The sequence below is a fragment of the Paenarthrobacter sp. NPDC091711 genome (genome assembly GCF_044756605.1).
Lineage (GTDB): Bacteria > Actinomycetota > Actinomycetes > Actinomycetales > Micrococcaceae > Arthrobacter.
Genome location: NZ_JBIVTF010000005.1, coordinates 153,996 through 176,398 on the forward strand (window position 1 = coordinate 153,996; position 22,403 = coordinate 176,398).

14 protein-coding genes are annotated in these 22,403 nt (G+C 63.3%); 9 read left to right on the plus strand and 5 right to left on the minus strand.

The window, feature by feature from the left end:
• Nucleotides 1-16 precede the first annotated feature (16 nt).
• The 5 genes from ACIQH5_RS10385 to ACIQH5_RS10405 all read right to left on the minus strand — a co-directional run bounded on the left by ACIQH5_RS10385 (nt 17) and on the right by ACIQH5_RS10405 (nt 10,150).
• Nucleotides 17-6,160, minus strand: a complete 6,144-nt coding sequence (locus ACIQH5_RS10385; RefSeq protein WP_400402768.1) for an Ig-like domain-containing protein — start codon at nt 6,158-6,160, stop codon at nt 17-19.
• Between the two features lie 310 nt (nt 6,161-6,470).
• Nucleotides 6,471-7,649, minus strand: a complete 1,179-nt coding sequence (locus tag ACIQH5_RS10390; protein WP_400402771.1) for an adenylate/guanylate cyclase domain-containing protein — start codon at nt 7,647-7,649, stop codon at nt 6,471-6,473.
• Nucleotides 7,639-8,232, minus strand: a complete 594-nt coding sequence (locus tag ACIQH5_RS10395) for a PH domain-containing protein (RefSeq protein WP_400402774.1) — start codon at nt 8,230-8,232, stop codon at nt 7,639-7,641. The genes ACIQH5_RS10390 and ACIQH5_RS10395 overlap by 11 nt, the downstream gene beginning before the upstream one ends.
• Complete coding sequence (locus ACIQH5_RS10400; RefSeq protein WP_400402776.1) at nt 8,225-9,178, minus strand: biotin--[acetyl-CoA-carboxylase] ligase; 954 nt, start codon at nt 9,176-9,178, stop codon at nt 8,225-8,227. Before ACIQH5_RS10400 ends, ACIQH5_RS10395 begins: the two co-directional genes overlap by 8 nt.
• Before the next feature lie 81 nt (nt 9,179-9,259).
• Complete coding sequence (locus ACIQH5_RS10405) at nt 9,260-10,150, minus strand: SDR family oxidoreductase (protein ID WP_400402778.1); 891 nt, start codon at nt 10,148-10,150, stop codon at nt 9,260-9,262.
• A gap of 217 nt (nt 10,151-10,367) precedes the next feature.
• Between ACIQH5_RS10405 and ACIQH5_RS10410 the strand changes: the two genes are divergently transcribed.
• The 9 genes from ACIQH5_RS10410 to ACIQH5_RS10450 all read left to right on the plus strand — a co-directional run bounded on the left by ACIQH5_RS10410 (nt 10,368) and on the right by ACIQH5_RS10450 (nt 22,363).
• Complete coding sequence (locus ACIQH5_RS10410) at nt 10,368-11,951, plus strand: acyl-CoA carboxylase subunit beta (protein WP_400402781.1); 1,584 nt, start codon at nt 10,368-10,370, stop codon at nt 11,949-11,951.
• Complete coding sequence (locus ACIQH5_RS10415; RefSeq protein WP_400402784.1) at nt 11,948-12,193, plus strand: acyl-CoA carboxylase epsilon subunit; 246 nt, start codon at nt 11,948-11,950, stop codon at nt 12,191-12,193. Before ACIQH5_RS10410 ends, ACIQH5_RS10415 begins: the two co-directional genes overlap by 4 nt.
• A 66-nt stretch (nt 12,194-12,259) precedes the next feature.
• Entirely contained in the window at nt 12,260-13,942 is a 1,683-nt protein-coding gene (locus ACIQH5_RS10420; RefSeq protein ID WP_400402787.1) for a DUF885 domain-containing protein, read from the plus strand.
• 306 nt (nt 13,943-14,248) lie between these two features.
• Nucleotides 14,249-15,682, plus strand: coding sequence for a dicarboxylate/amino acid:cation symporter (locus ACIQH5_RS10425; protein WP_090819561.1), 1,434 nt, complete (start codon nt 14,249-14,251; stop codon nt 15,680-15,682).
• 93 nt (nt 15,683-15,775) lie between these two features.
• Nucleotides 15,776-16,267, plus strand: coding sequence for a YbjQ family protein (locus ACIQH5_RS10430; protein WP_400402791.1), 492 nt, complete (start codon nt 15,776-15,778; stop codon nt 16,265-16,267).
• Between the two features lie 137 nt (nt 16,268-16,404).
• Nucleotides 16,405-17,130 carry a TetR/AcrR family transcriptional regulator gene (locus ACIQH5_RS10435; RefSeq protein WP_400402794.1) on the plus strand — a complete coding sequence of 242 codons (726 nt, stop codon included), beginning with the start codon at nt 16,405-16,407 and terminating at the stop codon, nt 17,128-17,130.
• Nucleotide 17,131: 1 nt separating this feature from the next.
• Nucleotides 17,132-19,657, plus strand: coding sequence for an MMPL family transporter (locus ACIQH5_RS10440; RefSeq protein ID WP_400402797.1), 2,526 nt, complete (start codon nt 17,132-17,134; stop codon nt 19,655-19,657).
• A gap of 119 nt (nt 19,658-19,776) precedes the next feature.
• Nucleotides 19,777-20,433: a Maf family protein gene (locus ACIQH5_RS10445; RefSeq protein ID WP_400402801.1), complete on the plus strand. Its 657-nt coding sequence runs from the start codon at nt 19,777-19,779 to the stop codon at nt 20,431-20,433.
• A gap of 118 nt (nt 20,434-20,551) precedes the next feature.
• The gene (locus ACIQH5_RS10450; RefSeq protein ID WP_400402804.1) at nt 20,552-22,363 is read left to right on the plus strand and encodes an acetyl/propionyl/methylcrotonyl-CoA carboxylase subunit alpha; all 1,812 of its coding nucleotides are present in this window, start codon (nt 20,552-20,554) and stop codon (nt 22,361-22,363) included.
• The last annotated feature ends 40 nt before the right edge of the window (nt 22,364-22,403 follow it).

The following is a 22,403-nucleotide window of genomic DNA, read 5'->3' on the forward strand; positions in this document are numbered from 1 at the left end:
GCCCGGCGCCCCGGCTTCACATGCCTAAACATTGCGGGATCTGGTGCGGTCCGGGCTCGCCCAGCGACGTGTTGCCTCGCGCCACGTAGCGGCCAGCGTTCGGACCGCTGGTCATGTGATACCAAGGTCCGAGGTTCTGGTACGGCGTACTTCGGTTGATGTAACAGTTGACCGTGAAGACGCCGTCAGTTTCGTAGAGCCAAGGGACGCCTCGGATACGACCATCGCAGGTGTGCTCGGACGGATTAGGGTTCCAGGATGTCTGCCCTGACGGTGCCGTGTCCGTGCAGGTTCGGTATCCGCCTGCTCGCACCGTCGCATCCCAGGACGTTTTCTGCGGCCCGCTCTGTGCACTCGCAGAGGCAACGCCACCGCCTGTGCCCACGGAGTTGAACGTCTGGACCTCAATGGTGCGCGGCTGGTTGTAGCCACCGGTGTTGACCACGCGGCTGCCGGACGCGGATTCGTTGATCCAGCCGGTATCAGTTCCACCGCCGGTGATCCTGATCTTGGTCACTGCGACGTCGTTGCTGCCCGTGGATGGCGAGGACCAGTTCAGCGTCAGCGTGGTCTGGTTTTGCCCGCCGTTGGCGCCCGAAGCAGATGGTGTACCGGGGGAACCGTACGGGGTGGTGGTTGCCGGTGCACTGGCATTCGAACTCGGCGCCACTGAGGACACTGCGGTCACCGTAATGGACGTAGCCTGCCCGTTGGCAAAACCAATGACCGTCTGACCAGGCGTGATGGGGCCGGACTGGCCGGTACTGGCCAGGTAGCGGTAGCTGACCTCATTTTGAGCAGAACCATTGCGTTGCTCTTGGCTGAGAGCCGCAAAGTTGATGGTGACCGCCTTGCCCGCTCCCCCGGTGTTGGCCGGTGTGGCAGAGACGTTCTCTACGGCACCCAGCTTGCCGGTGGCGCGACGCGGCGCCGAAGGTGCGCTGACGCCGCCCTTCCCAGCCTTATTTTCCGCTTGGACAGTGAAGGTGTAGCCGGTCTCGTTGTTCTGCGCGGTGAAGGTTGCTGATCGGACGTTTCCGGGGATGGTCTGCGTCTGCGGAACGCCGTTTCCGCCGCTCATGGTGACGTAGTACATCTTGATCGGGTCACCGTTGATATCCGGCTCAGCCCAGTCCGCACGGATCTGGTTGTTGGTTCCCACAGACTGCACCACAGCCGTGGTGGGGGCAGCCGGGGCTTCCGGAAGTCCAGCAGGGTTGTCCTCCAGGGAGTACATGCCCCAGTCCGATGGGCCGAGTTCATTGACGGCCTGGGCCCGGACCTTGTACTTCACGCCATTTGTCAGTCCCGGCCAGGTGTAACTCAGGCCGGTGACCTCGTTCTTCACGGCAATGCCGTTGGCTGGCGGCGGAGAAATCTCCAAGTTGTAGTGCTTTACCGGAGAGCCCTCGGTCTTGGCGGGGGTCCAGGTGATGGCCATGTTCTTGTCGCCGGCTTTAACGGTGGGGGCGTCCGGCGGCGACGGCTTCTCATCCGGCCGGATCTCGTTCGATGCGATGGACGCCGGTGAGTCCCCTACCTCGTTGGTGGCGAACACGGTGAAAACGTACTTCACATTGTTCGTCAGCCCGGACAAGGTGCACGTTGTTGTGGGGCACACCTGCTCAAAGCCTGCAGCCTTGACCGTGTACTTGGTGATGGCTGCGCCATTGTCCGACGGCGGCGCCCACTTGAGCACTGCGGTGCGGCTGCGGACGTCGGTAGCTACAGGTGCGGACGGGGCGTCGGGCTTGTCCCGGACCGTGATCCTGACGCGCCCCACCGCCTGCCGTGAGGGGTCCTTGGTCTTGTCCAGCACCGTGTACCGAACCACCATGACGCCCTTGAAGCCATCCGCCGGAGTGACCGTGATGGAGTCACCTGACACGGTGGGCTGCCCGACGGCGGAACCGGTTTCCACTGCGGCGCCTTCGATGGTGAGCGGCGAGTCATTGAACGGGTTGAAGTCGTTGGCCAGCACGTTGATGGTCTCGGAACGTCCGGCGTTGGCTTTGTCGACGGAGTCATCGTTGGCTACAGGCTTGGGCCTGTTGGACGAGACCACCGTAGCCGTCACCGTCGCCCGGACAGCGTCAGAGCGTCCGTCCGTGACCTTCAACGGGAAGGTGCCCACAGCACCCGGAGTGACTGAGAGGTCCGGAGTGACCCTCAGGACCGTTCCCTCCACCTTGGTTTGGAAGCCAGCAGGCTGCTGTCCGTCCAGCTCGAACTTCAGGTTTCCCTGGTCCCGCTCGTCCACGTCCTTGGCAAGGTTGGCCAACTCGAGCTCGGTGGTTTCACCCTTGGGTGCTTCGATGGACGCGCCGCTGAATGTAGGCGCATGGTTCGCATTGGGATCGGGGATCACCTTGGTAATGATGGTCAGCGTGGACTTCAGCCCTTGCGAGTCGTCCGGGCCGGATCCGTCGGTCACCTCGAAGGTGATGGATCCCGGACCAACGTAGTCTGTCTGCGCTGCATACCGCAGCGCATTTCCATCTCCGGCTATGACGTTGTTGGGATCTGCTCCCTGAACTCGGACCTTATCCGCAACCGTAGGGCGTGGTTGGCGGCCTTCCCGCACTCGGACGTATTCCTGGAGCGAGAGCGTGACTTCCTTGCCGGACATGACCTCAACGGGTTCGGTCTTGGCAAGGGTGGGGTACTGCAGGCCTTGGCCGGGTATCCACATCACGGCCGTGGCTGACTGCCCGTCCATGTCCGTCACGGTGTACGGGATCAGCTGGTCCTGGGGAGCGAGAGTCACCACAACGTTTCCAGCGGTACCTACGCGTGCGTTCGGATTCGCGTCGGGCAAGGTGATGGTCAGATCTTCGGCCACGCCGTCGGGATCGGAGTCGTTCTTCAACACCGGAACGTCAACTGCGGTTTTGCCGAGCGTCTCCGCCAGCGTGATGCGGTCATCCACCGCAATGGGAACGTGGAGGGCCGCCGTCGGGCTGGTTTGAACCCTGATGACGGCGCTGGCTTCGGCCTTTTTGTCGTCTTGGATCCGGTAGCTGATGCTTTCGTTTACGGTCACGCCCGGGGCGGTCAGGAGGACCTTGCCGCTGGCGGCTTCCACCTGCAGTTCCGGGTTGGCCTCGAAGGAATTCACCAAGGCAAGGGGATCGCCGTCGGGGTCTGAGTCGTTCTTGAGGGCATCCACCGCAATGCGACGCCCTGGCCGGACCTCAATGGCATCATCCACGGCGATCGGCTTTTGGTTGTTTGCCTCTGCCGGCGCAATGCCCACAATGACGGTGCCGGTGTTCTCCGCTCCGATCCGGTCCCGTACGCGATAGCTGAACGTGTCAGTACCCGCAGACGTAGCGGCAGCAGTGAACTCCATGTAACCGTCCCGGATTACGGCGGTCCCGAGCGCGGGTGCTTTGTCCACTCCGATGAGTTGGACGGAGTCGCCGTCGGCGTCAATGCCATCCAACGGAACGGGGATCTTGACGGTCATGCCGGCTACTACCCGGGCGGTCAGGTTTCGCGGCTCGGGCCGGGTGTTGGTGGCGTCATCGCGGGCACGGATGCGGATAGTGACTTGCTGGGAGTCGGTCTGGCCGGACGCATTGCTGACCTTATAGATGGCATAAACAGTTTTGGGAACTTCACCTGCGATGAAGCGCAGGGTATTGCCCGCGATGAACATCCTGCCGTCAGCGGCGTCGGGCTGCTGCGCGAGCTCGGGATCGAGGGTCAGTTCGCCGCCGTTGGGGTCCGAATCGTTGTCCAGGACAGGAATGGTCACCACGTCTCCGACGCGTACCGACACTTCGTCCGGCTTGGCCTGTGGTGCCTGCAGCTTGCTGGGCGCCGGTACTACCTGTACCGAGATGTCTCCCGTGGCGGACGCTTTGCCGTTAGAGATGGTGTACTTCAGGGAAAGTTGCCCGGTGGCGTGGATGTCGGTGACCTTGACTACCGAATGGTCCAGAACCGCTACCGTGACCGGGAGTCCATCCTCGGCCGTGACGGACTGGACCACCAAGACGCCTCCGGCCGGGTCCGAGTCATTGCCGAGCACGTCCACCACGGTGCTGCCACCACTGGGCAGAAGTGCGATGTCGCGGACAGCCACAGGGGTGCCGTCATTGTTGCCGGACACGACGTCTACGCGCACCAGCTGCTGCGCACTCGCCGGGCCGTTGGTGACCATGTAGGTGACGTAGTGGGGGCCCGTGGACGTCGAGTTGAAAGTAAACGTTTGCTGGTCCGGACCTATCACGGCCGTGGACTGCTCATCCGGTTGGGCCTGTGCCAGCCGGAGCGTGCCGCTTTGCGGATCAGTGTCGTTCTTGAGCGGTGCGATCACCGTGTCCTGGCCCGCTACGGCAACCACGTGATCGGCGTTCGCAATGGGCGGCAAGGCGCCGGGAGCGCGAACGTCCACACTGATGCGCCCTTCGGTGCTCAAGGTACCGTCGGAGACCGAAACGGCGATGGTCTTCTTTCCGGGTCCGGCCCCTGAGTCCTGGAACGTCAAGAGCCCGTCCGGCCTGATGCGGACTTGATCGGCAGGATCGCTGCTGACGGCAGCCACAGCAAAGATGTCGTCTCCGTCGGGATCAATCCAGTCGTTGAGGATGTACTGGTTGGCGATCTTCCCCGTCTGCACCACCAGGGCATTGTTCCTGTTGGGCTTCTGCTGGGGTGCGTTGTTCTCACCGGGAGGGACAATCCGGAGGTCGACGTTGGCCGCTGCGGTTCCACCGCGGCCATCATCCACGGAGTACTTGAACGTCTCCGCCCCGGTCTGGTCCGCAGGCACGGAAATTTGGAAGCCCGTCCCGCCATAAACAGGAGCCAACGCGCCCGATCTCACGGTTTGGTCGGCGGCAACCGTCAGGACGTCGCCGTCGGAATCGGCGTCGTTGTCCAAGACCGGCAGGAGGGTCGTCTTGCCGGCCCGCACTCCAAACGAGTCCGGTTTGGCCACTGGCGGCGTGTTCGGTTTGCTTCGGTCCGGGAGGACAGTCTGCTGGACTTCGTCCGCAGAGTCCTTGTCGGCGTCGTCCGATGTCTGTTGGGGCGGGATGACGTCATCCCAGTTGTTGACCAACTGCATGTTCTGGTTGACCATCCAGACGTTGCCGGAGTTGACGTCGTTCAGAACCACAAGATCGCGGTTGACCCGGAAAACGTACGACGGCGACGCACTCGCCTTGGGAACATCGGCGCGGCGGTTATCAGCCTCGTTGTTGCATTCACGGATGTACTTGTTGGCACCGGACCATGCCGCGTAGGTGCATGTTCCCAGCTGAACGGGCGCTGCGGGAATGCCTTCCCCGTCGGCTCGGACGGTCTTGGCTGTTCCACCGTCCAACGGCTGAAGGAGGAGCGCTTTGGTAGTGGCGATGGCTACGAAGTCCGCAGCCGGTCCCGGTTGCTGCAGCTTGGCATCGCGGGCGTCGTCAAGGTGAACGGTTGAGCCGCCCGGAAGAACGATGTTTCCCGAGGCTTCATTGAGGACCACTGCTTTGTCCCCCACCGCCGTCAGCTGAATGTCCCCGGCACCCTTAAGGGCATCGTCGGTGCGGACCTGCGAATCCACTGATTTGCCGTTGGCGTCCACCTTGGTGGCGGTGACGCTGCCGGACTCGGGATCCACGGTGTGGATGGTGTCGTCCACGCCTACCACAGAAACAATTCCGGGCGATTGCTCGAAGAGTGGTTCGGACTCATCACTGAACCCACCCACGGATCCTGCGGAAAGTGCCCAGACCTTGCCTTTGGACGGATCGGTGACTGCCAATACTTTGTGGCCGAAGCTCACATCCGCTGAGCCGGGCAGCTTTTGGTCCCCGCCCAAACGCATGTTCGCAGCACTGACAGGGTTGATGGTGGCGCCCTCGGGGTCATCAATGAAAACGTCGCCGGCCTGCTGGAGGACGTCGAAATCCTTACTCGCCGGAGTCACCGCCCCGTCCAGGGACTTGGAGGGGTAGTTGAGCCTTCCGGCGGCATTCTTGGACTTGCTGACTACCCAGACGCCGCCATCATTGAGGTCCACTTCGGTGGTTTTGAACCCCGGGTAGAGGATGGCACCGGTCACCAGGACCGCGGCAGCAACGGAAAATGCGGTTGCCGCCATGACCTTCCGCCGGCGATTCCTGGCACGGCGGTTTCCGGACCCGTCAGGCAGAGCCATCCACATTCCCCCACAATTTAGGCAGCACAAGGCAGCCGAAGCCGCACCCCACGGCCATACACGACACACAAACAACGCTAAGACTACCGGGTTAATCCAACGTTTTGCTAAGTCGTGACGCAGTTCTCAGCAACCGCAGACATTCCCAACGCTCTCTCATATAACAGCCCTTAACGCCGATCGCTCTCTCACTCTGGTGAAGAGAGTGAGGGAGCGAACGGCTGAAGCCCGAGGGACGTGAGAGAGCGAACGGCTGAAGCCCGAGGGACGTGAGAGAGCGTGCGGCCCAGACGGGCCGTCAGCAGGTTGCCTAGTCCAGCACCAAACCCTTGCCCCGGCCGCGGGCAAGCATCACAGGATGGATCTCACCGAAACCGCGGACGTTCTCCGACTTCTGGGGAACCAGGACGAAGCGATCGTCCTGGCCCAAAGCAGCAGCGGTCATAGCGTCCACAAGGACCGTTCCGGGCTGCGCCAGCGTGGTGAGCCGTGCGGCAAGGTTGACTGTAGGTCCGTAGATATCGCCGAGCCTGGACAGGATGCGGCCCCACACCATGGACACCCGGCACTGCGGGAGGATCTCGTCTTCAGTGAAGGCCTGCGCCAAGGCCAGGGAAATTTCGGCTCCGGCCGCCGGGGTCTCAGCGATGTACAGGACTTCGTCGCCGACGGTTTTGACCAGCCTGCCGCCGCCCACCGAGATGATTTCGGCGCACTTGTTTTCAAAACGCTGCACCAGTTGGGCGAGCGTTTTCTCGTTCATGCGCCGGGACAGGCTGGTGTACGAGACAAGGTCAGCGAATCCCACGGCCCGGGCGAGAGGCAACGGCGAATCGTCTTCGTCACCCTCCCGGCCCTCCTCGCTGGCCTGCAACCCGGCTTCGGCCCGAACGGCGAGGCGTTGGACCCCTGCGTTGAGCTGGCGGCGGTAGGAGTACACCAGGATTTCTTCGAGGGAATCCACCAGCGCGGGCAGCTGCCCCACCAGTTGCTTGCGGGCCACGGCATCAGGGATGCCCTGCTCGGACACCATGTCCTCAACCAAAGCCTCGATCTGCCAAACCACCATGCGGTCCGTCATTTGACCGATGGAACGGGTCACGGAGATAGCCGCTTCCTCGGTCAGGAGGCCGGCCCGGACCAGATCCAGGATGCTGGACAGAGCAGCCTGGTCACGTTCAGTGAACGCAACGTCCTCGTCACCAAAGTTGGGGAATCCCAGCGCGCGCCAGATCTTCCGTGCGGACAGGATGGATACGCCCGCGCCGGCGGCAACTTCACGACGCCGGAGCTTGCGTTCTCCGCCAAGGAGCTTCGCCTCAAGCGCTTTGATGGCCAGGCGCTCCGCGGACATCACACCAGTGGGCGGACCAGTGGGCACCGGTGCCGGAGCAGGCCCGGCTTCAGTGTCCTCGTCCACGGAAGGCTCCGGTACGGCGTCGAACTCCTGGTCCAGGTCCTCGCCGGACTGCTGATCCTCAACGCTCATCTCTTCCACCTTCTCTCAACTCCCACGGCAATTCTTCAAAATCCCTCAGTACTTCACCCTCAAAAACTTCACCTTGCGGGAGTTCGTCCATCGCGTCAAGAATGAAACCCCGGAACTTTCCCACTTCAGGAACATCGGTCAGGACGGCTGTTCCGGAGTGCCCGGTATCCAAGGATATATTCCCCGAGTGCAATGTCCGTTGGAGCATGCCCTGATGGACGCCCACGTTCCGGATGGCCATCAGCGATACCTGCCAATCATTGCGCCGAAACATTCCGTTCCTGGCAAGTACACGCCTGCTCGTCAGGATGTACTTGACCGAACGCCACCGCAACACCCGTTTGAGGCTGTACCCGGCAAGGAACCACCCCGCGAGGACAAGCACCGTGCCCACGAGCCACGGCGTCCATTCCACCGTAATGAATGGCGCAAGCCGCTGCGGGTTTTCCCTCACGATCCAAGCACAGGCAAAGCCTGCAACGGCAGGAACGGCGATGAAGGCCAGCAGTGGAAAGAAGAGAGAGCGGGCCTGTTGGCGCGTGATCGTGATGACCTGCTCCCCCGGGAGTAACTCTTTACGCATAACCGCTCTCTGTGGCGCGCAAGTGCACCACATCGCCGGCTGTCACAACGTGCTCCCTGCCACCGTGATCCACCACCAGCAACGAGCCGTGCTCGTCCAGGCGTGAGGCATGCCCCACCAGCTCGTGATCCCCTGGCAGGTGCGCCCGCACCTCGCGGCCCAACGTCACCATTGCCGACTCAACACGCTTATGCAGGGATGGGCCACCCACCAAACCGGCGGCGGGGTCCCCTTCGGAGTTGCAGAAGCTGCGGTAAAGCCGGGCGAAGCGTGACAGGTAGCTCTTCAGCAGCGCGGTGCGGTCCGTCGTCGTTGCACCTTCCAAGGCGAGCGAGGTTGCCGTGGGAACCGGAAGCTCTTCCTCGGCCAAGGACACGTTGAGTCCAACGCCGAGGATGACCGCAGGAACGGAACCGTCGCCCAAAGGAGTCATCTGCGCCAGGATGCCGGCCACCTTCCGGCCGTTGACCAGGACGTCGTTGGGCCACTTGATCTCAGCGGTGATGCCTGCCGTTTCCTGCAGGGCTTCCCGCAGGGCAACAGCAGCAAGCAGTGAAAGCCAGGAGTAGCTCTGCGTCGGGACCGGCATGCCCTCAGCCGTGACCGGCCGCAGCACCATGGAGACCGAAACCGCCGACTGCTCGGGTGATTCCCAATGGCGGTCGAGCCGTCCACGCGCAGCTGTCTGGTGTTCGGCGGTCAAGACGGAAAGGTCAGCCCACTTTTTGGGCTCTACCGTCACAGCACGCACGAGGTCCTGGTTGGTGGAGCCCGTGGATTGGACAATGTTCAGCTGGGAGATGCCCGTGGCCGACAGGAAGTCCGGCTGCAGCAAGGCTTCACGGTCCAGAGCTTCGCGACCTGGGGCAGTCCGCTCCGGACCGGAGGTGGGGACCATTCCGGACAAGGCTTGGGGTTCGCTGTTGTCTGGCTGTTGGGCATCCATAGCTGAATCCTATCCAGTTGCAGCGTCCCCGGGATGATGACTGCCCTGAAATGCGTCTGGGAATCCGCCCAGAGAATCTACTCAGAGGAAGATGTCCGGCACCAAACGGTCTTCGGACGCGCCGAGGCTATAGGGAGTGAAGTCCTGCACGCCGGCAGCCCGCAGCACCTCCTCGTCCGTGTAGAAGTTCCCTGTGGAGGCCGGGCCGGTCAGCACAGCGTGGGCCGCGTCAGCCATGATTTCCGGTCCGCGTGCCGCCTGCACCATCTGCTGACCACCGGGCATGTTCCGGATCGCGGCGGTGTCGATCAACGTGCAGGGCCAGAGTGAGTTGACGGAGACGCCGTCGTTCTTCAGCTCTTCGGCGAGTCCCAGGGTGGTGAGGCTCATCCCGTACTTGGCCATGGTGTAGGCAAGGTGCATCCCGGCCCATTTGGGATCCAGGTTCAGCGGCGGGGACAGGGTGAGGATGTGACCATGGCTGGACTCCCGCAGGGCGGGCAGGGCCAGTTTGGAGAGCAGGAAAGTGCCGCGGACGTTGATGTCCTGCATGAGGTCGTAGCGCTTCATGTCCACGGCGTCGGTGCGGGACAGGTCGATCGCCGAGGCGTTATTGACAACTGCGTCAATCCCCCCGAAACGCTCGACGGCGGCGGCAACTGCTGCGGCGACGTCGTCATCGTTGCGGACGTCCCCGACGAGCGGCAGGGCCTGGCCCCCTGCTTCCACCAGTTGTTCCGCGGCGGTAAAGACAGTGCCCTCGAGTTTGGGATGAGGATCGCCGGTCTTCGCCATGATCACAATGTTGGCGCCATCGCGGGCTGCGCGGGTGGCGATGGCCAGGCCAATGCCACGGCTGCCGCCGGACATGAGGATGGTCCTGCCCTTGAGGGAAGCTGTTGCCACGTAGGGGCTGGTGCGTTGCGTTTGACCCTCTGTGGAGGCGGAGGAAGCGCCGTTGCTTGAAGTCATGCAGACACTCTAACCCAACTATGTTACTGACGGGTAACATAGTGATGGCTTTGGCTTGGACGCGGAAAATTGTAGGGTTTCTACAGCGGTTCGCGGCAAAGGCGTCACTAGACTGGCCTGCGGGGCCTGTTCTTTGTACGGAAGCTACTTAAGTCAGCTTCTTGTCCGTACCCGGGATTGCGCCAGCGAATATCAGCTACAGAGCCGGAGACACTTGATGAGCCACGATCTGACAACGACAGCGGGAAAGATTGCCGACTTCCGCGACCGCCAGGCCCGTGCAGAGCAACCTTCCGGCCCGGAAGCGATTGAGAAGCAGCACGCACGCGGCAAGAACACAGCCCGCGAACGCATCGACCTCCTGGTTGACCCGGGATCCTTCGTGGAGTTCGACGCGCTGGCAGTCCACCGTTCCACGGCCTTCGGCATGGAGAAGAAGAAGCCGCTCGGCGATGGCGTTGTCTCCGGATACGGCACAGTGGATGGCCGACTGATCGCCATCTACAGCCAGGACTTCAGCGTCTACGGTGGCTCGCTGAGCCAGGTCAACGGCGAGAAAATCGTCAAGGTCCAGGAATTTGCCCTGCGCAACGGTTGCCCGGTTGTGGGCATCAACGACGGCGGCGGCGCACGAATCCAGGAAGGCGTTGCCTCCCTGGCCATGTTCGCGGATATCTTCCGGAACAACGTCCACGCCTCCGGCGTAGTCCCCCAGATCTCCCTCATCATGGGCCCGTGCGCCGGCGGCGCCGCCTACTCCCCCGCCCTGACCGACTACGTGGTCATGGTGGACAAGACGTCCCACATGTTCATCACCGGCCCGGACGTCATCAAGACCGTCACCGGCGAAGACGTGGATATGGAAACCCTCGGTGGGGCGCGGCAGCACAATGCCACCACCGGCACCTCCACCTACCTTGCTTCCGACGAAGCCGACGCCATCGAATTCGTCCGCGAACTCCTGGACTTCCTCCCCTCCAACAACCTGTCCGAAGCCCCGGTAGTGGAGCACGATCAGGAACTGGAACTCAACGAGGACGACCACGCACTGGATGCGCTGATTCCCGATTCAGCCAACCAGCCGTACGACATGCGCAAGGTCATCGAGCAGATTGTGGACGACGCACACTTCCTCGAAATGCAGTCCTTGTATGCACCCAACGTCATGATCGGCTACGGCCGCGTTGAGGGACACACCGTGGGCATCGTGGCCAACCAGCCCATGCAGTTCGCGGGAACACTGGACATCTCGGCATCCGAGAAAGCCGCCCGGTTCGTCCGCCATTGCGACGCCTTCAACATCCCCATCATCACGCTGGTGGACGTCCCCGGCTTCCTGCCCGGCAAAGACCAGGAGTTCCAGGGCATCATCCGCCGCGGCGCCAAGCTCCTCTACGCCTACGCCGAAGCAACTGTTCCCAAGCTCACCGTCATCACCCGCAAGGCCTATGGTGGCGCGTACATCGTGATGGGTTCCAAGAAGTTGGGCGCAGACCTGAACCTTGCATGGCCCACCGCCCAGATCGGCGTCATGGGCGCCCAGGGTGCCGTCAATATCCTGTACCGCCGCGATCTCGCTGCCGTCGCCGAAGCCGGAGGTGACGTGGAGGCCAAGCGCGCCGAGATCATCAAGGCCTACGAAGAAGAACTCCTCAACCCTTACCAGGCAGCGGAGCTGGGCTACGTTGACGCAGTCATTGCTCCCTCGGAGACCCGCCTGCAGATCATCCGCGGACTCCGCGCCCTCCGCGACAAGCGCGCGAGCCTGCCCACCAAGAAGCACGGAAACATCCCGCTGTGAGCGCGCCTAAGCATCGCGCCGACTCTGTGCCTGACCAGGAACCAGCCATTCCCCTGTTCTCGGTGGTTAAAGGAGAGCCGACGGCCGAAGAGCTCGCGGCGCTTGCCGCCGTCGTGGTTTCTCTTGGTGGCCAGCCGGAGGCGGCCTCGTCCACACCGAACGTCCGGCACTGGGTGCGTCGCCAGCAACTGCGCCTGGACCCCACTCCGGGTCCTGGCGCCTGGAAGCGCAGCCGGGGCTAATTCCCACGCTCGTAGAAAAGTTCAACAACCCTTTCACGTAAGCGGTCTCGCGGCTAGGCTCTGTGGGTGACTACTGCAAACACCCCCGTACGCCCGAAGTCCGCCATCGATGCCGTCGCTGACGCGTACACAGAAAAGCTGATCGAACTCAATCCCAGCTTCGCCACCACGCTGGGCCTGCCGGGACACGAAACCGAATACCAGGACTACTCGCCTGCCGGCCTTGATTCCCATGCGGAGGCAACCAAACTGGCCTTGGACGCTTTGGCGGGGCTTGAGCCTTCCGATGACGTTGACGCCGTCACCCTGGACGCCATGCGCGAGCGGCTCGGGCTGGACCTGGAGATCCACGAGTCAGGCTGGAATGCAGCCGACCTCAACAACATCGCCTCCCCCGCGCAGGACATCCGCGCCATCTTCGACCTCATGCCCACGGACACGACTGAACAGTGGGAGCACATTGCAGGCCGCGCCGCCAACGTTCCCGGCGCCATTGAGGGCTACATCGCGTCCTTACGCTCGGCTGCTGCCGCCGGAAAAGTATCCGCCGCGCGCCAGGTCCGGATCGTCATCGAGCAGACCGGCCGGTACGCCGCAGAGGACGGCTTCTTCGCGAAGATGGCCGCCAACGCTGCGGTTGATGGCTCGCCGCTGCCCGCAGATCTTCAATCCAAGCTCGACGCCGGGACTGCGGCCGCGCGTTCGGCGTACAGCGCCCTGGGCGACTTCCTCCGGGACGAGCTCCTCCCCGTAGCCCCGGAAAAGGACGCCGTGGGCCGCGAACGCTACGCGCTGGCCTCCCGTTCATTTGTAGGCGCGGAAATCGATCTGGAAGAGACCTATGCCTGGGGCGTGCAGGAGCTCGAGCGTCTCATCAGCGAGCAGGAGAAGGTTGCCAACCAGATCAAGCCCGGAGCATCCATCGAGGAAGCCAAGAGCATCCTCAATAGCGATCCCGCACGCCAGATCAACGGCACCGGAGCCCTCCAGGCCTGGATGCAGGAGCTCTCCGACCGCGCCGTCGCCGAGCTGGCCGACGTCCACTTCGACATCCCGGACGTCATGAAAACCCTTGAGTGCATGATCGCTCCCACCGACGAGGGCGGCATCTACTACACCGGCCCCTCTGACGACTTCTCCCGTCCCGGCCGCATGTGGTGGTCCGTACCGGCCGGTGAGGACACCTTCACCACCTGGTCCGAAACCACCACCGTGTTCCACGAAGGCGTCCCCGGCCACCACCTCCAAGTCGCCACGGCAACTTATCGCCGTGAACTACTTAACAACTGGCGCCGGAATGTCTGCTGGGTCTCCGGCCATGGCGAAGGCTGGGCACTCTACGCCGAGCAACTCATGTTGGAACTGGGCTACCTCAAGGACCCGGGCGACCACATGGGCATGTTGGATGGCCAGCGCATGCGGGCCGCCCGGGTGGTGTTTGACATCGGCGTGCACCTGGAACTTCCAGTCCCCGAACGCTGGGGCACCGGGACCTGGACACCGGAGAAGGGCTTCGACTTCCTCAAAGCCAACCTGGATATCAGCGAAGGCCAGCTCCAGTTCGAATTCACCCGCTACCTCGGCTGGCCGGGCCAAGCGCCGTCCTACAAGGTGGGGCAGCGCCTCTGGGAGCAGATCCGGGCCGAGCTCGAATCCCGCGAAGGCTTCGACCTGAAGTCGTTCCACAGCAAAGCATTGAACGTCGGCTCCGTGGGCTTGGACGTGCTGCGGCGGGCGCTGCTGGGCTAGAAAGTTGCTGCGCGCGGCGGGCTCCAGTTCCCTCCTCGCGCACCCCTTCGGGCCCTGGGGTCGCACCCGTTCCCGCGCTTCGCACCCGAGGTTACGGGTGCGATCCGCGGGAAAGGGTGCGCCAGCGGGTGAAGGGATCGCAGCGCACTCGGAGATCATCGCCACACTGTTTCCGGGAATAACTTCACAAAAACCCGCGCCGGGCCCGCAAAGTAGCGGCTCACGATCGAGGGCAGCACAGGGGGCGACGTAACATTTCTCAACGTTCGTTCGCTATGTTATTTGCGATGCACCTAACGTGTTCCGGTGAGCACCTCAACCAACACTTCCCCAGCAGCTGGCAAGACCGGCTTCCGGCTCCCCAAGTGGGCCGGTTCCTTCGGCGTCCAGATCATCGCAGCCCTCATCATCGGCCTGGTCCTCGGCCTCATCGCCAAGTACACGGGCAGCACCAAGACAGCCCCCAACGGCCTCGGCGCTACTCTTCAGACGATCGGTTCCAGCTACGTCTCGTTGCTGCAGACCGCCGTCGTTCCTTTGATTTTCACCGCCGTGGTGAGCTCCATCGCGAACCTGCGCCAGGTCTCCAACGCCGCGCGCCTGGCATGGAACACGCTGCTGTGGTTCGCCATCACTTCTCTGGTCTCGGTTCTGATCGGCATCGGCCTGGGCGTGCTCCTGCAGCCCGGCGCAGCAACCGGCATCACCGAGGAAGCGAAGTACGCCGGTAAGACCGGCGACTGGTGGGCCTTCCTGATCGGCCTGTTCCCCAAGAACTTCCTGGGTCTTGGCGCCAGCTCCACCGTTACTGAGAGCGCCAATGCTGCCACCACCGTCAGCACCGCCGTCAACTTCAACGTGCTGCAGATTCTGGTGATCGCCATCGCCATCGGCGTTGCGGCCCTCAAAGTGGGCAAGCAGGCGGAAGCCTTCCTGACGTTCAACGCTTCCGCGCTTGCAGTCATCCAGAAGGTCCTGTGGTGGATCATCCGCATCGCCCCGCTGGGCACCATCGGCCTCATCGGCAACGCTGTTGCGATCTACGGCTGGGACACCATCGGATCCCTGGGCAAGTTCACGGCTGCCATCTACATCGGCCTGGCCTTGGTGCTCTTCGTCCTCTACCCGATCCTGGTCCGCGTCCACGGCCTGTCCGTCAAGCAGTACTTCTCCGGTGTTTGGCCGGCAGTGCAGCTTGCCTTCGTTTCCCGCTCCTCCATTGGCACGCTGCCGCTCACGCAGCGCGTCACTGAACGGAACCTGGGCGTCCCCTCCGGCTACGCTTCCTTCGCCGTGCCGCTGGGCGCTACCACCAAGATGGACGGCTGCGCAGCCATCTACCCGGCCATCGCAGCGATCTTCGTGGCCCAGTTCTTCGGCATCAACTTGGACTTCAGCCAGTACCTGCTGATCGTGCTGGTCTCCGTCCTCGGTTCCGCAGCCACGGCGGGCACCACCGGTGCCGTGGTCATGCTCACCCTGACGCTGTCCACGCTGGGACTTCCGCTTGCCGGCGTCGGGCTCCTGCTGGCGATCGACCCCATCCTGGACATGGGCCGCACGGCCGTCAACGTGGCAGGCCAGGCTCTGGTCCCCGCCATTGTGGCGAAGCGCCAGGGCATCCTGGACGAGTCGTTGTACAACGCGCCCCGCAACGGTGCTGCGTTCGCTGACGAGTACGCAGCCGACAAGGCAGCAGCAGAAAGCAACGAGCGCGAACTGGCTGATTCGAAGGCCTAGCGACCGCCCCCTTGTGAACAGGCGCAAATCCCCCGGGGAGTTCTCCCCGGGGGATTTCCCCGATTAAGGGCCAAGTCTGGATAGGCTCTGACCATGTTGATCGTCACCTCCAACGAAATCCCGGGCCACCGGATTGACGCCGTCTTCGGCGAAGTCATGGGCCTCACTGTCCGTTCACGCGATATCGGCTCCCAGATGCTGGCCGGTTTCCGCTCCCTCGGTGGCGGCGAGCTGCCTGAAATGACCAAGGCACTCTACGAAAGCCGCCAGGAAGTCATGGCACGCATGGTCAACGAAGCGCAGCAGCGTGGCGCGAACGCCGTTGTGGCCATGCGCTTCGACACCTCGGAAATGGGCACCAACTGGACCGAGGTGTGCGCCTACGGCACCGCCGTATACGTCCTTCCGCTGGGTGAGGGCGAGCCGGGTGCCACAGGCCAATCGGTCTACCTGACCAAGACTGCCGCTCAGCAGCCGGCACAACCACAGCAGCCCACTCCACCGCAGCAGCCCACTCCGCAGCAACCCGAGCAGCCGCAGCAGTTCACCCCGCCCACTCCCCCGGCCCAGCCCCACCAGTTCTAATCTGAGGTTCCATGTCCCGCCCTGCTTGGGCACCCTCGCCGTTCATAGGCGGGAGTGCCCAACCAGGGCGGGACTTTTTTGCGTGCGCACAACTGGTCAAATTGCGCAGAGTGCAAACTTGCACTTAGTGTAAGTATGTGACCCAAACCAGTAGCCAAGAAGCCGCTGCGGAGTCGTCCCACACAGCTGAGCACTCAACGCCTTCACGGCGTGAGCTCAACAAGGCGGCCACCCGCAGCTCTATCGCGTCCGCAGCCTTGGACCTCCTGCGCAGCAACGGGCCCGGTAACTTCACCGTGGAAGACATCGCAGCCACGGCGGGTGTCTCGCGGCGAACTTTCTTCAATTACTTCCCCAGCCTCGAAGCAGCGCTGGCCTCCGTAGCCGATGGCTTCATGGACCACGCACTGGAGCAGTTCCGGCTGCGCCCTGCAGAGGAGTCAATCCTCGAATCCGCCCAGGCAGCCCTCATGGCGCTGGCCGATCCAATGTCCGTGGCACCCATGGCCGAGCTGTTCAGCCTGACGCAGGACAACCGCCAGCTTGCACGCTCCGAGCTCGAAGCCTGGGAGCACTGCACAGCGCAGATCATTGACGCCGCCCGCAGCAGGCTCGGCGCCGGGATCAGCGAGCTCTACCTCCACGCCTTGGCTGGATCCGTGATCTCCTGCGGCAAAGCGGCAATGACCGTCTGGTTCATCGAACGCGGCCCCGACCTCTCCGCCGAATCCCTCGCGGTCCTTCGCCAGCACCTCATCGATGCGATGGGCCTTCTCGGCGCCGGCTTCGCGCCGCCGTCGAACGCTCTCTCCACAGCGACAACAGCCTCCCCCTCCGTTCCAACCACCAAAGATCGGTTCTGACATGGCCTCGTTCCTCTACCGTCTCGGCAAGTTTTCGTATCGCCGCCGCTGGCTCGTCATCTCCATATGGCTGGCCGTCATGGTGGCAGTAGGCGGCTCGGCCGCAGCATTCCACGGCACCATGTCCAACAACTTCACCATCCCGGGCACCGAAACCCAGCAGATGGCGGACAAGCTCAAGGAAGCCCTTCCTGATTCATCGGGCGGCTCGGCCAGCGTGGTTTTCGACGCCGGAGATGCCGGTTTCGATCAAGCCAAGAAGGACGCGGTTGCGGCCGCGCTCACTAAACTGGAAGCCATGCCTGACGTTCAGGGCACGGTGAACCCGTTCACCACGCAGGAGCAACTGGACACGTCCGCTGGCGAGATCGCCGCCGGCGAAGCGAAAGCCGCAGAAGGCAAGGCCCAGCTGGACGCCTCCCGGGCGCAGCTGGAAGCGGGCGAGGCACAACTCGCCGGGGTTGAACAGCAGCTCGCCGCCTCAGGCCTCACCCCCGCCCAGATTGAAGCCCAGCTCGCACCGCAGCGCGCCGAACTTGCCGCCAATAAGGAAAAGCTCGACGCCGGAGCCAAGGAGGCCGCCGATGGCGCCGCCACGCTGGCACTTGGCAAGCGACAGCTCGAAGCATCACAGGGGCTCCGTTTCGTTTCCAGTGACAACAAAGCCGCTGTAGCGCAGGTCCAGTTCAAGACCTCCATCAACGCCGTTGACCCCGCTGTCCGCGAGGAAGTCCAGGAGATCGTCCACGGAGTCTCCTCCGCCGGCGTCACTGCCTACGCCAGTAAGGAAATCACCGAGGACGTCTCGGAGATCTTCGGCATCGCTGAAATTGTGGGTGTTGCTGTTGCGGCTCTGGTCCTGATTCTGATGCTCGGAACGTTGATCGCTGCCGGTCTGCCGCTGGTCATGGCGCTGATCGGTGTTGCCGTGGGTGTGGGCGGAACGTTCGCGCTCACCAGCGTGATCGACATGAGTTCCATCTCCCCCATGCTTGCCCTGATGCTCGGGCTCGCGGTCGGCATTGACTACTCTCTCTTCATCGTGAACCGCCACCGGACACAGCTCCTGGCCGGTATGGACGCCGAAGAATCTGCAGCACTGGCCACCGGCACCTCCGGCAACGCCGTGCTGTTCGCCGGCCTGACGGTCATCATTGCCTTGGCGGCCCTGGTCGTTCCGGGACTCCCCTTCCTCGCCGTCATGGGTGTTGCTGCCGCAGCGACAGTGGGTGTTGCCGTCGTCGTCGCATTGACCCTGACGCCCGCAGTCCTGGCGCTGATCGGCCGCCGGCTCATCTCCAAGCGCGCCTGGGCCAAAGCCGCGAAGCACAACGCCGAGCCCGGCCACGAAGCTGCCGATCGCGAACGCGAAGAGAAGCGCAGCAGCGGTGGCTGGGGCGGCATGGTCACGCGTCATCCGTGGGTTGCCCTGGTGGCAAGCGTGGTGCTGTTGGGCGCCTTGGCACTCCCGGCTTCACAGTTGCGGCTGGCACTTCCCGACGGCGGCTCCGAGCCGGTGGATTCGCAAGCCTTCAAGGCCTACGACCTCACGCGCAGCAGCTTTGGTGAAGGCGTGACCGGACCGATCGTCGTCGTGGGCGAGTTCCCCGAGGGCCTCAGCGAGAACGATGCCAAGAACAAGCAGTTCGACGTCGCGGACCAGCTCCGCAGCGTAGAGAACGTCATCGCTGCGGTTCCGATTGCCCTGAGTGAAGACCGCCGCACTGCAGTCTTCCAGGTCATCCCGAAGGAAGGCCCGGCCAGTGCCGGCACCGTGCAGGTGGTGTCCGATCTCCGCGCCAAGGGCACAGCTATTCAGGACGACCTGGACGTGCAGATCGGCCTCACCGGACAAACCGCCGGCAACATCGACGTCTCCAACAAGCTCGGCGCCGCCTTGCCGCCCTACTTGGCGATTGTGGTGGGACTCTCGCTGCTGCTGTTGCTTCTGGTATTCCGCTCCATTGTGGTGCCGCTGCTGGCTACCGGCGGCTTCCTGCTCTCGCTTGCCGCTGCTTTCGGTGCCGTGGTTGCCGTCTACCAGTGGGGCTGGCTGGGAGGCATCTTCGACGTCGCCAACCCCGGCGCTGTCCTGAGCTTCCTGCCCATCATCCTCATCGGCGTGCTGTTCGGACTCGCCATGGACTACCAGGTGTTCATCACCTCCGGCATGCGTGAATCGTTCATGCACGGCGAATCTGCCAAGCATGCCGTCCGCTCCGGGTTCAGCCACGCCGCAGCCGTGGTCACCGCGGCCGCGATCATCATGGTGAGCGTATTCTCCGGCTTCATCTTCAGCCATCTCACCATGGTCCGTCCGCTCGGCTTTGCCATGGCTTTCGGTGTGCTGATTGACGCCTTCGTAGTGCGCATGACCATTGTTCCCGCGGTCATGTATCTCCTGGGCGAGAAGGCGTGGTGGCTCCCCAAGTGGCTGGAACGCATTCTCCCTGACGTGGATGTTGAAGGCGCCAAGTTGGATCGGAGCGATCGTTCAAAGGCAGGATCCGAGGAACTCGTCCACTAACGCTCTCTCACATCACAGCTGATATATCCGAACGCTCGCTCACTTGCTTCAGGGAAGTGAGCGAGCGTTTGGTTTAAGCACGGGGGATGTGAGAGAGCGTCCGTATTAGGCTGGGGGACGTGACCCGATTGATTCTCGCCTCCCAGTCCCCCGCCCGCACCAAGCTGCTCACCGAGGCCGGGATCCGGCACGACGTCCTGGTCTCGGACGTGGACGAGGACGCGGTCCAGGCGAAATACGGCGTGACCGATGCCCATGACACCGCCCTGCTCCTCGCCCGGGCCAAGGCCGAAGCCGTTGCTTCCCTCCCTGAAGCTGAGGGCGCGCTGGTGATCGGTTGCGACTCCGTCTTCGAGTTCGACGGCGAGTCCCATGGCAAGCCCTACACCGCCGAGGTGGCGCGGGAGCGGATGCTTCGCATGAGCGGCTCCCAGGGTGTTCTTCACACAGGACACTGGTTGGTTGACTGCCGGGACACCGCCGCTGACGCGGACGACGAAGCAGCAGACGGCACGGGCGCCACCGTTGGAGCAGTATCCAGTGCCGAGGTCCACTTCGCCCGGATGAGCACCAGCGACATCGACGCCTACATCGCCACCGGAGAACCCCTTCACTGCGCCGGCTCCTTCACTATCGACGGCTTGGGTGGGGCCTTCATCCGCAAGGTGGACGGCGACCCGCACGCCGTCGTCGGGCTTTCCATCTCCACGCTGAGGGACCTGCTGGTCCACGCAAACGTGGGAATCACGGAGCTGTGGGCCGCGAACACACAGTAGAAGCGTTTTGTAGCAACCCTACAAAGGAACATCGCCTCACACACGGAATCCCCCATCAATATGGGCGGAACCCTCACAATCACGCTAGGCTCCCTGAAGGACAGAAGGAGTCAACAACTTGTCAGCTAACCCGGCGCAGCCCATTTCCAGCCCTCTTACCAAGGTCTTGATTGCCAACCGCGGCGAAATCGCGGTCCGCATCATCCGAGCCGCCCGGGACGAAGGCATTGCCTCCGTAGCCGTTTACGCCGACCCTGACCGTGAGGCCCTCCACGTCCGCCTTGCCGACGAAGCCTACGCCCTGGGCGGCAACACGGCCGCTGAGTCGTACCTCGTGATGGACAAGATCATCGACGTCGCCAAGCAGTCCGGCGCGGATGCCATCCACCCCGGTTACGGCTTCCTTGCGGAGAACGCCGAGTTCGCTGCCAAGGTCATCGACGCCGGCATCACCTGGATCGGCCCCTCACCGGCAGCCATCTCCGCCTTGGGTGACAAGGTGCAGGCCCGCCACATTGCCGAAAAGGTAGGCGCTCCCCTGGTTCCGGGCACGGCTGACCCGGTCCAGAACGCGGACGAGATCCTGAAGTTTGCCGAGGAATTCGGGCTTCCTGTCGCTATTAAGGCTGCCTTCGGTGGCGGCGGACGCGGCATCAAGGTGGCCCGCTCCATGGACGAAATCCCTGAGCTGTACGAATCGGCAGTCCGCGAAGCCGTAGCAGCTTTCGGCCGCGGCGAGTGCTTCATCGAGCGGTTCCTTGACGCACCGCGCCACGTGGAAACACAGTGCCTGGCCGATGCTTTCGGCAACGTGGTAGTTGTTTCCACCCGCGACTGCTCGCTGCAGCGCCGCAACCAGAAGCTTGTTGAGGAAGCCCCCGCTCCGTACCTCAGCGAAGAGCAGAACAAGCGTCTCTACGAATCCTCCAAGGCCATCCTGAAGGAAGCCAACTACCTCGGCGCCGGCACCTGTGAGTTCCTGGTGGGCCAGGACGGCACCATTTCCTTCCTCGAGGTCAACACCCGCCTCCAGGTGGAGCACTGCGTGTCCGAGGAAGTCACGGGGATCGACCTGGTCCGCGAGCAGTTCCGCATTGCACGCGGCGAAGCACTTGGCTATGACGACCCCGAAGTCCGCGGCCACTCCTTCGAGTTCCGCATCACCGGCGAGGACCCGGGCCGCAACTTCATGCCCGCCCCCGGCACCATCACCACGCTGAAAAACCCGACGGGACCCGGCGTCCGGATCGACTCCGGCGTGGAGCAGGGCGACGTCATCAGCGGCAACTTCGACTCCATGCTCTCCAAGCTGATCATCACCGGAGCAACCCGCGAGCAAGCGCTTCAGCGTTCACGCCGCGCCTTGGAGGAGATGGTGGTTGAGGGCATCCCCACCGTCATCCCCTTCGACCTCGCCGTGGTGACCGACCCCGCTTTCGCCCCGACGGAAGGCCCGTTCACAGTCCACACACGCTGGATCGAGACGGAGTTCGTCAACAGCATCCCGGCATGGTCGGCGGCAGGCTCCGCTGAAACGCCCGACGCCGGTGAGCGCCAGCGCGTCGTGGTCGAGGTTGGCGGCAAGCGCCTTGAGGTGGTCCTGCCGTCCGGCCTGGGTGGCAGCATCGCCGCGGTTTCCAGCGGTTCGGGCGCCAAGTCCGGCAAGTCCAAGAAGCGCTCCCGTTCGGCTGGTGCCACGGCTGCAGCTGCTGGCGGCAACGCACTGACCTCCCCCATGCAGGGCACCATCGTGAAGGTGGCAGCCTCTGATGGTGACGTTGTGGCTGAGGGAGACCTGATCGTGGTTCTCGAAGCCATGAAAATGGAGCAGCCGCTCACAGCCCACAAGGCCGGTACAGTACGTGGCCTCTCCGCCACCGCTGGTGAGACCGTTGCCGCCGGCGCGGTCATCGCCACCATCGAGGACTAACGTAAAGAACCTCTTAACGACGTCGGCCCCGCACCGTTTG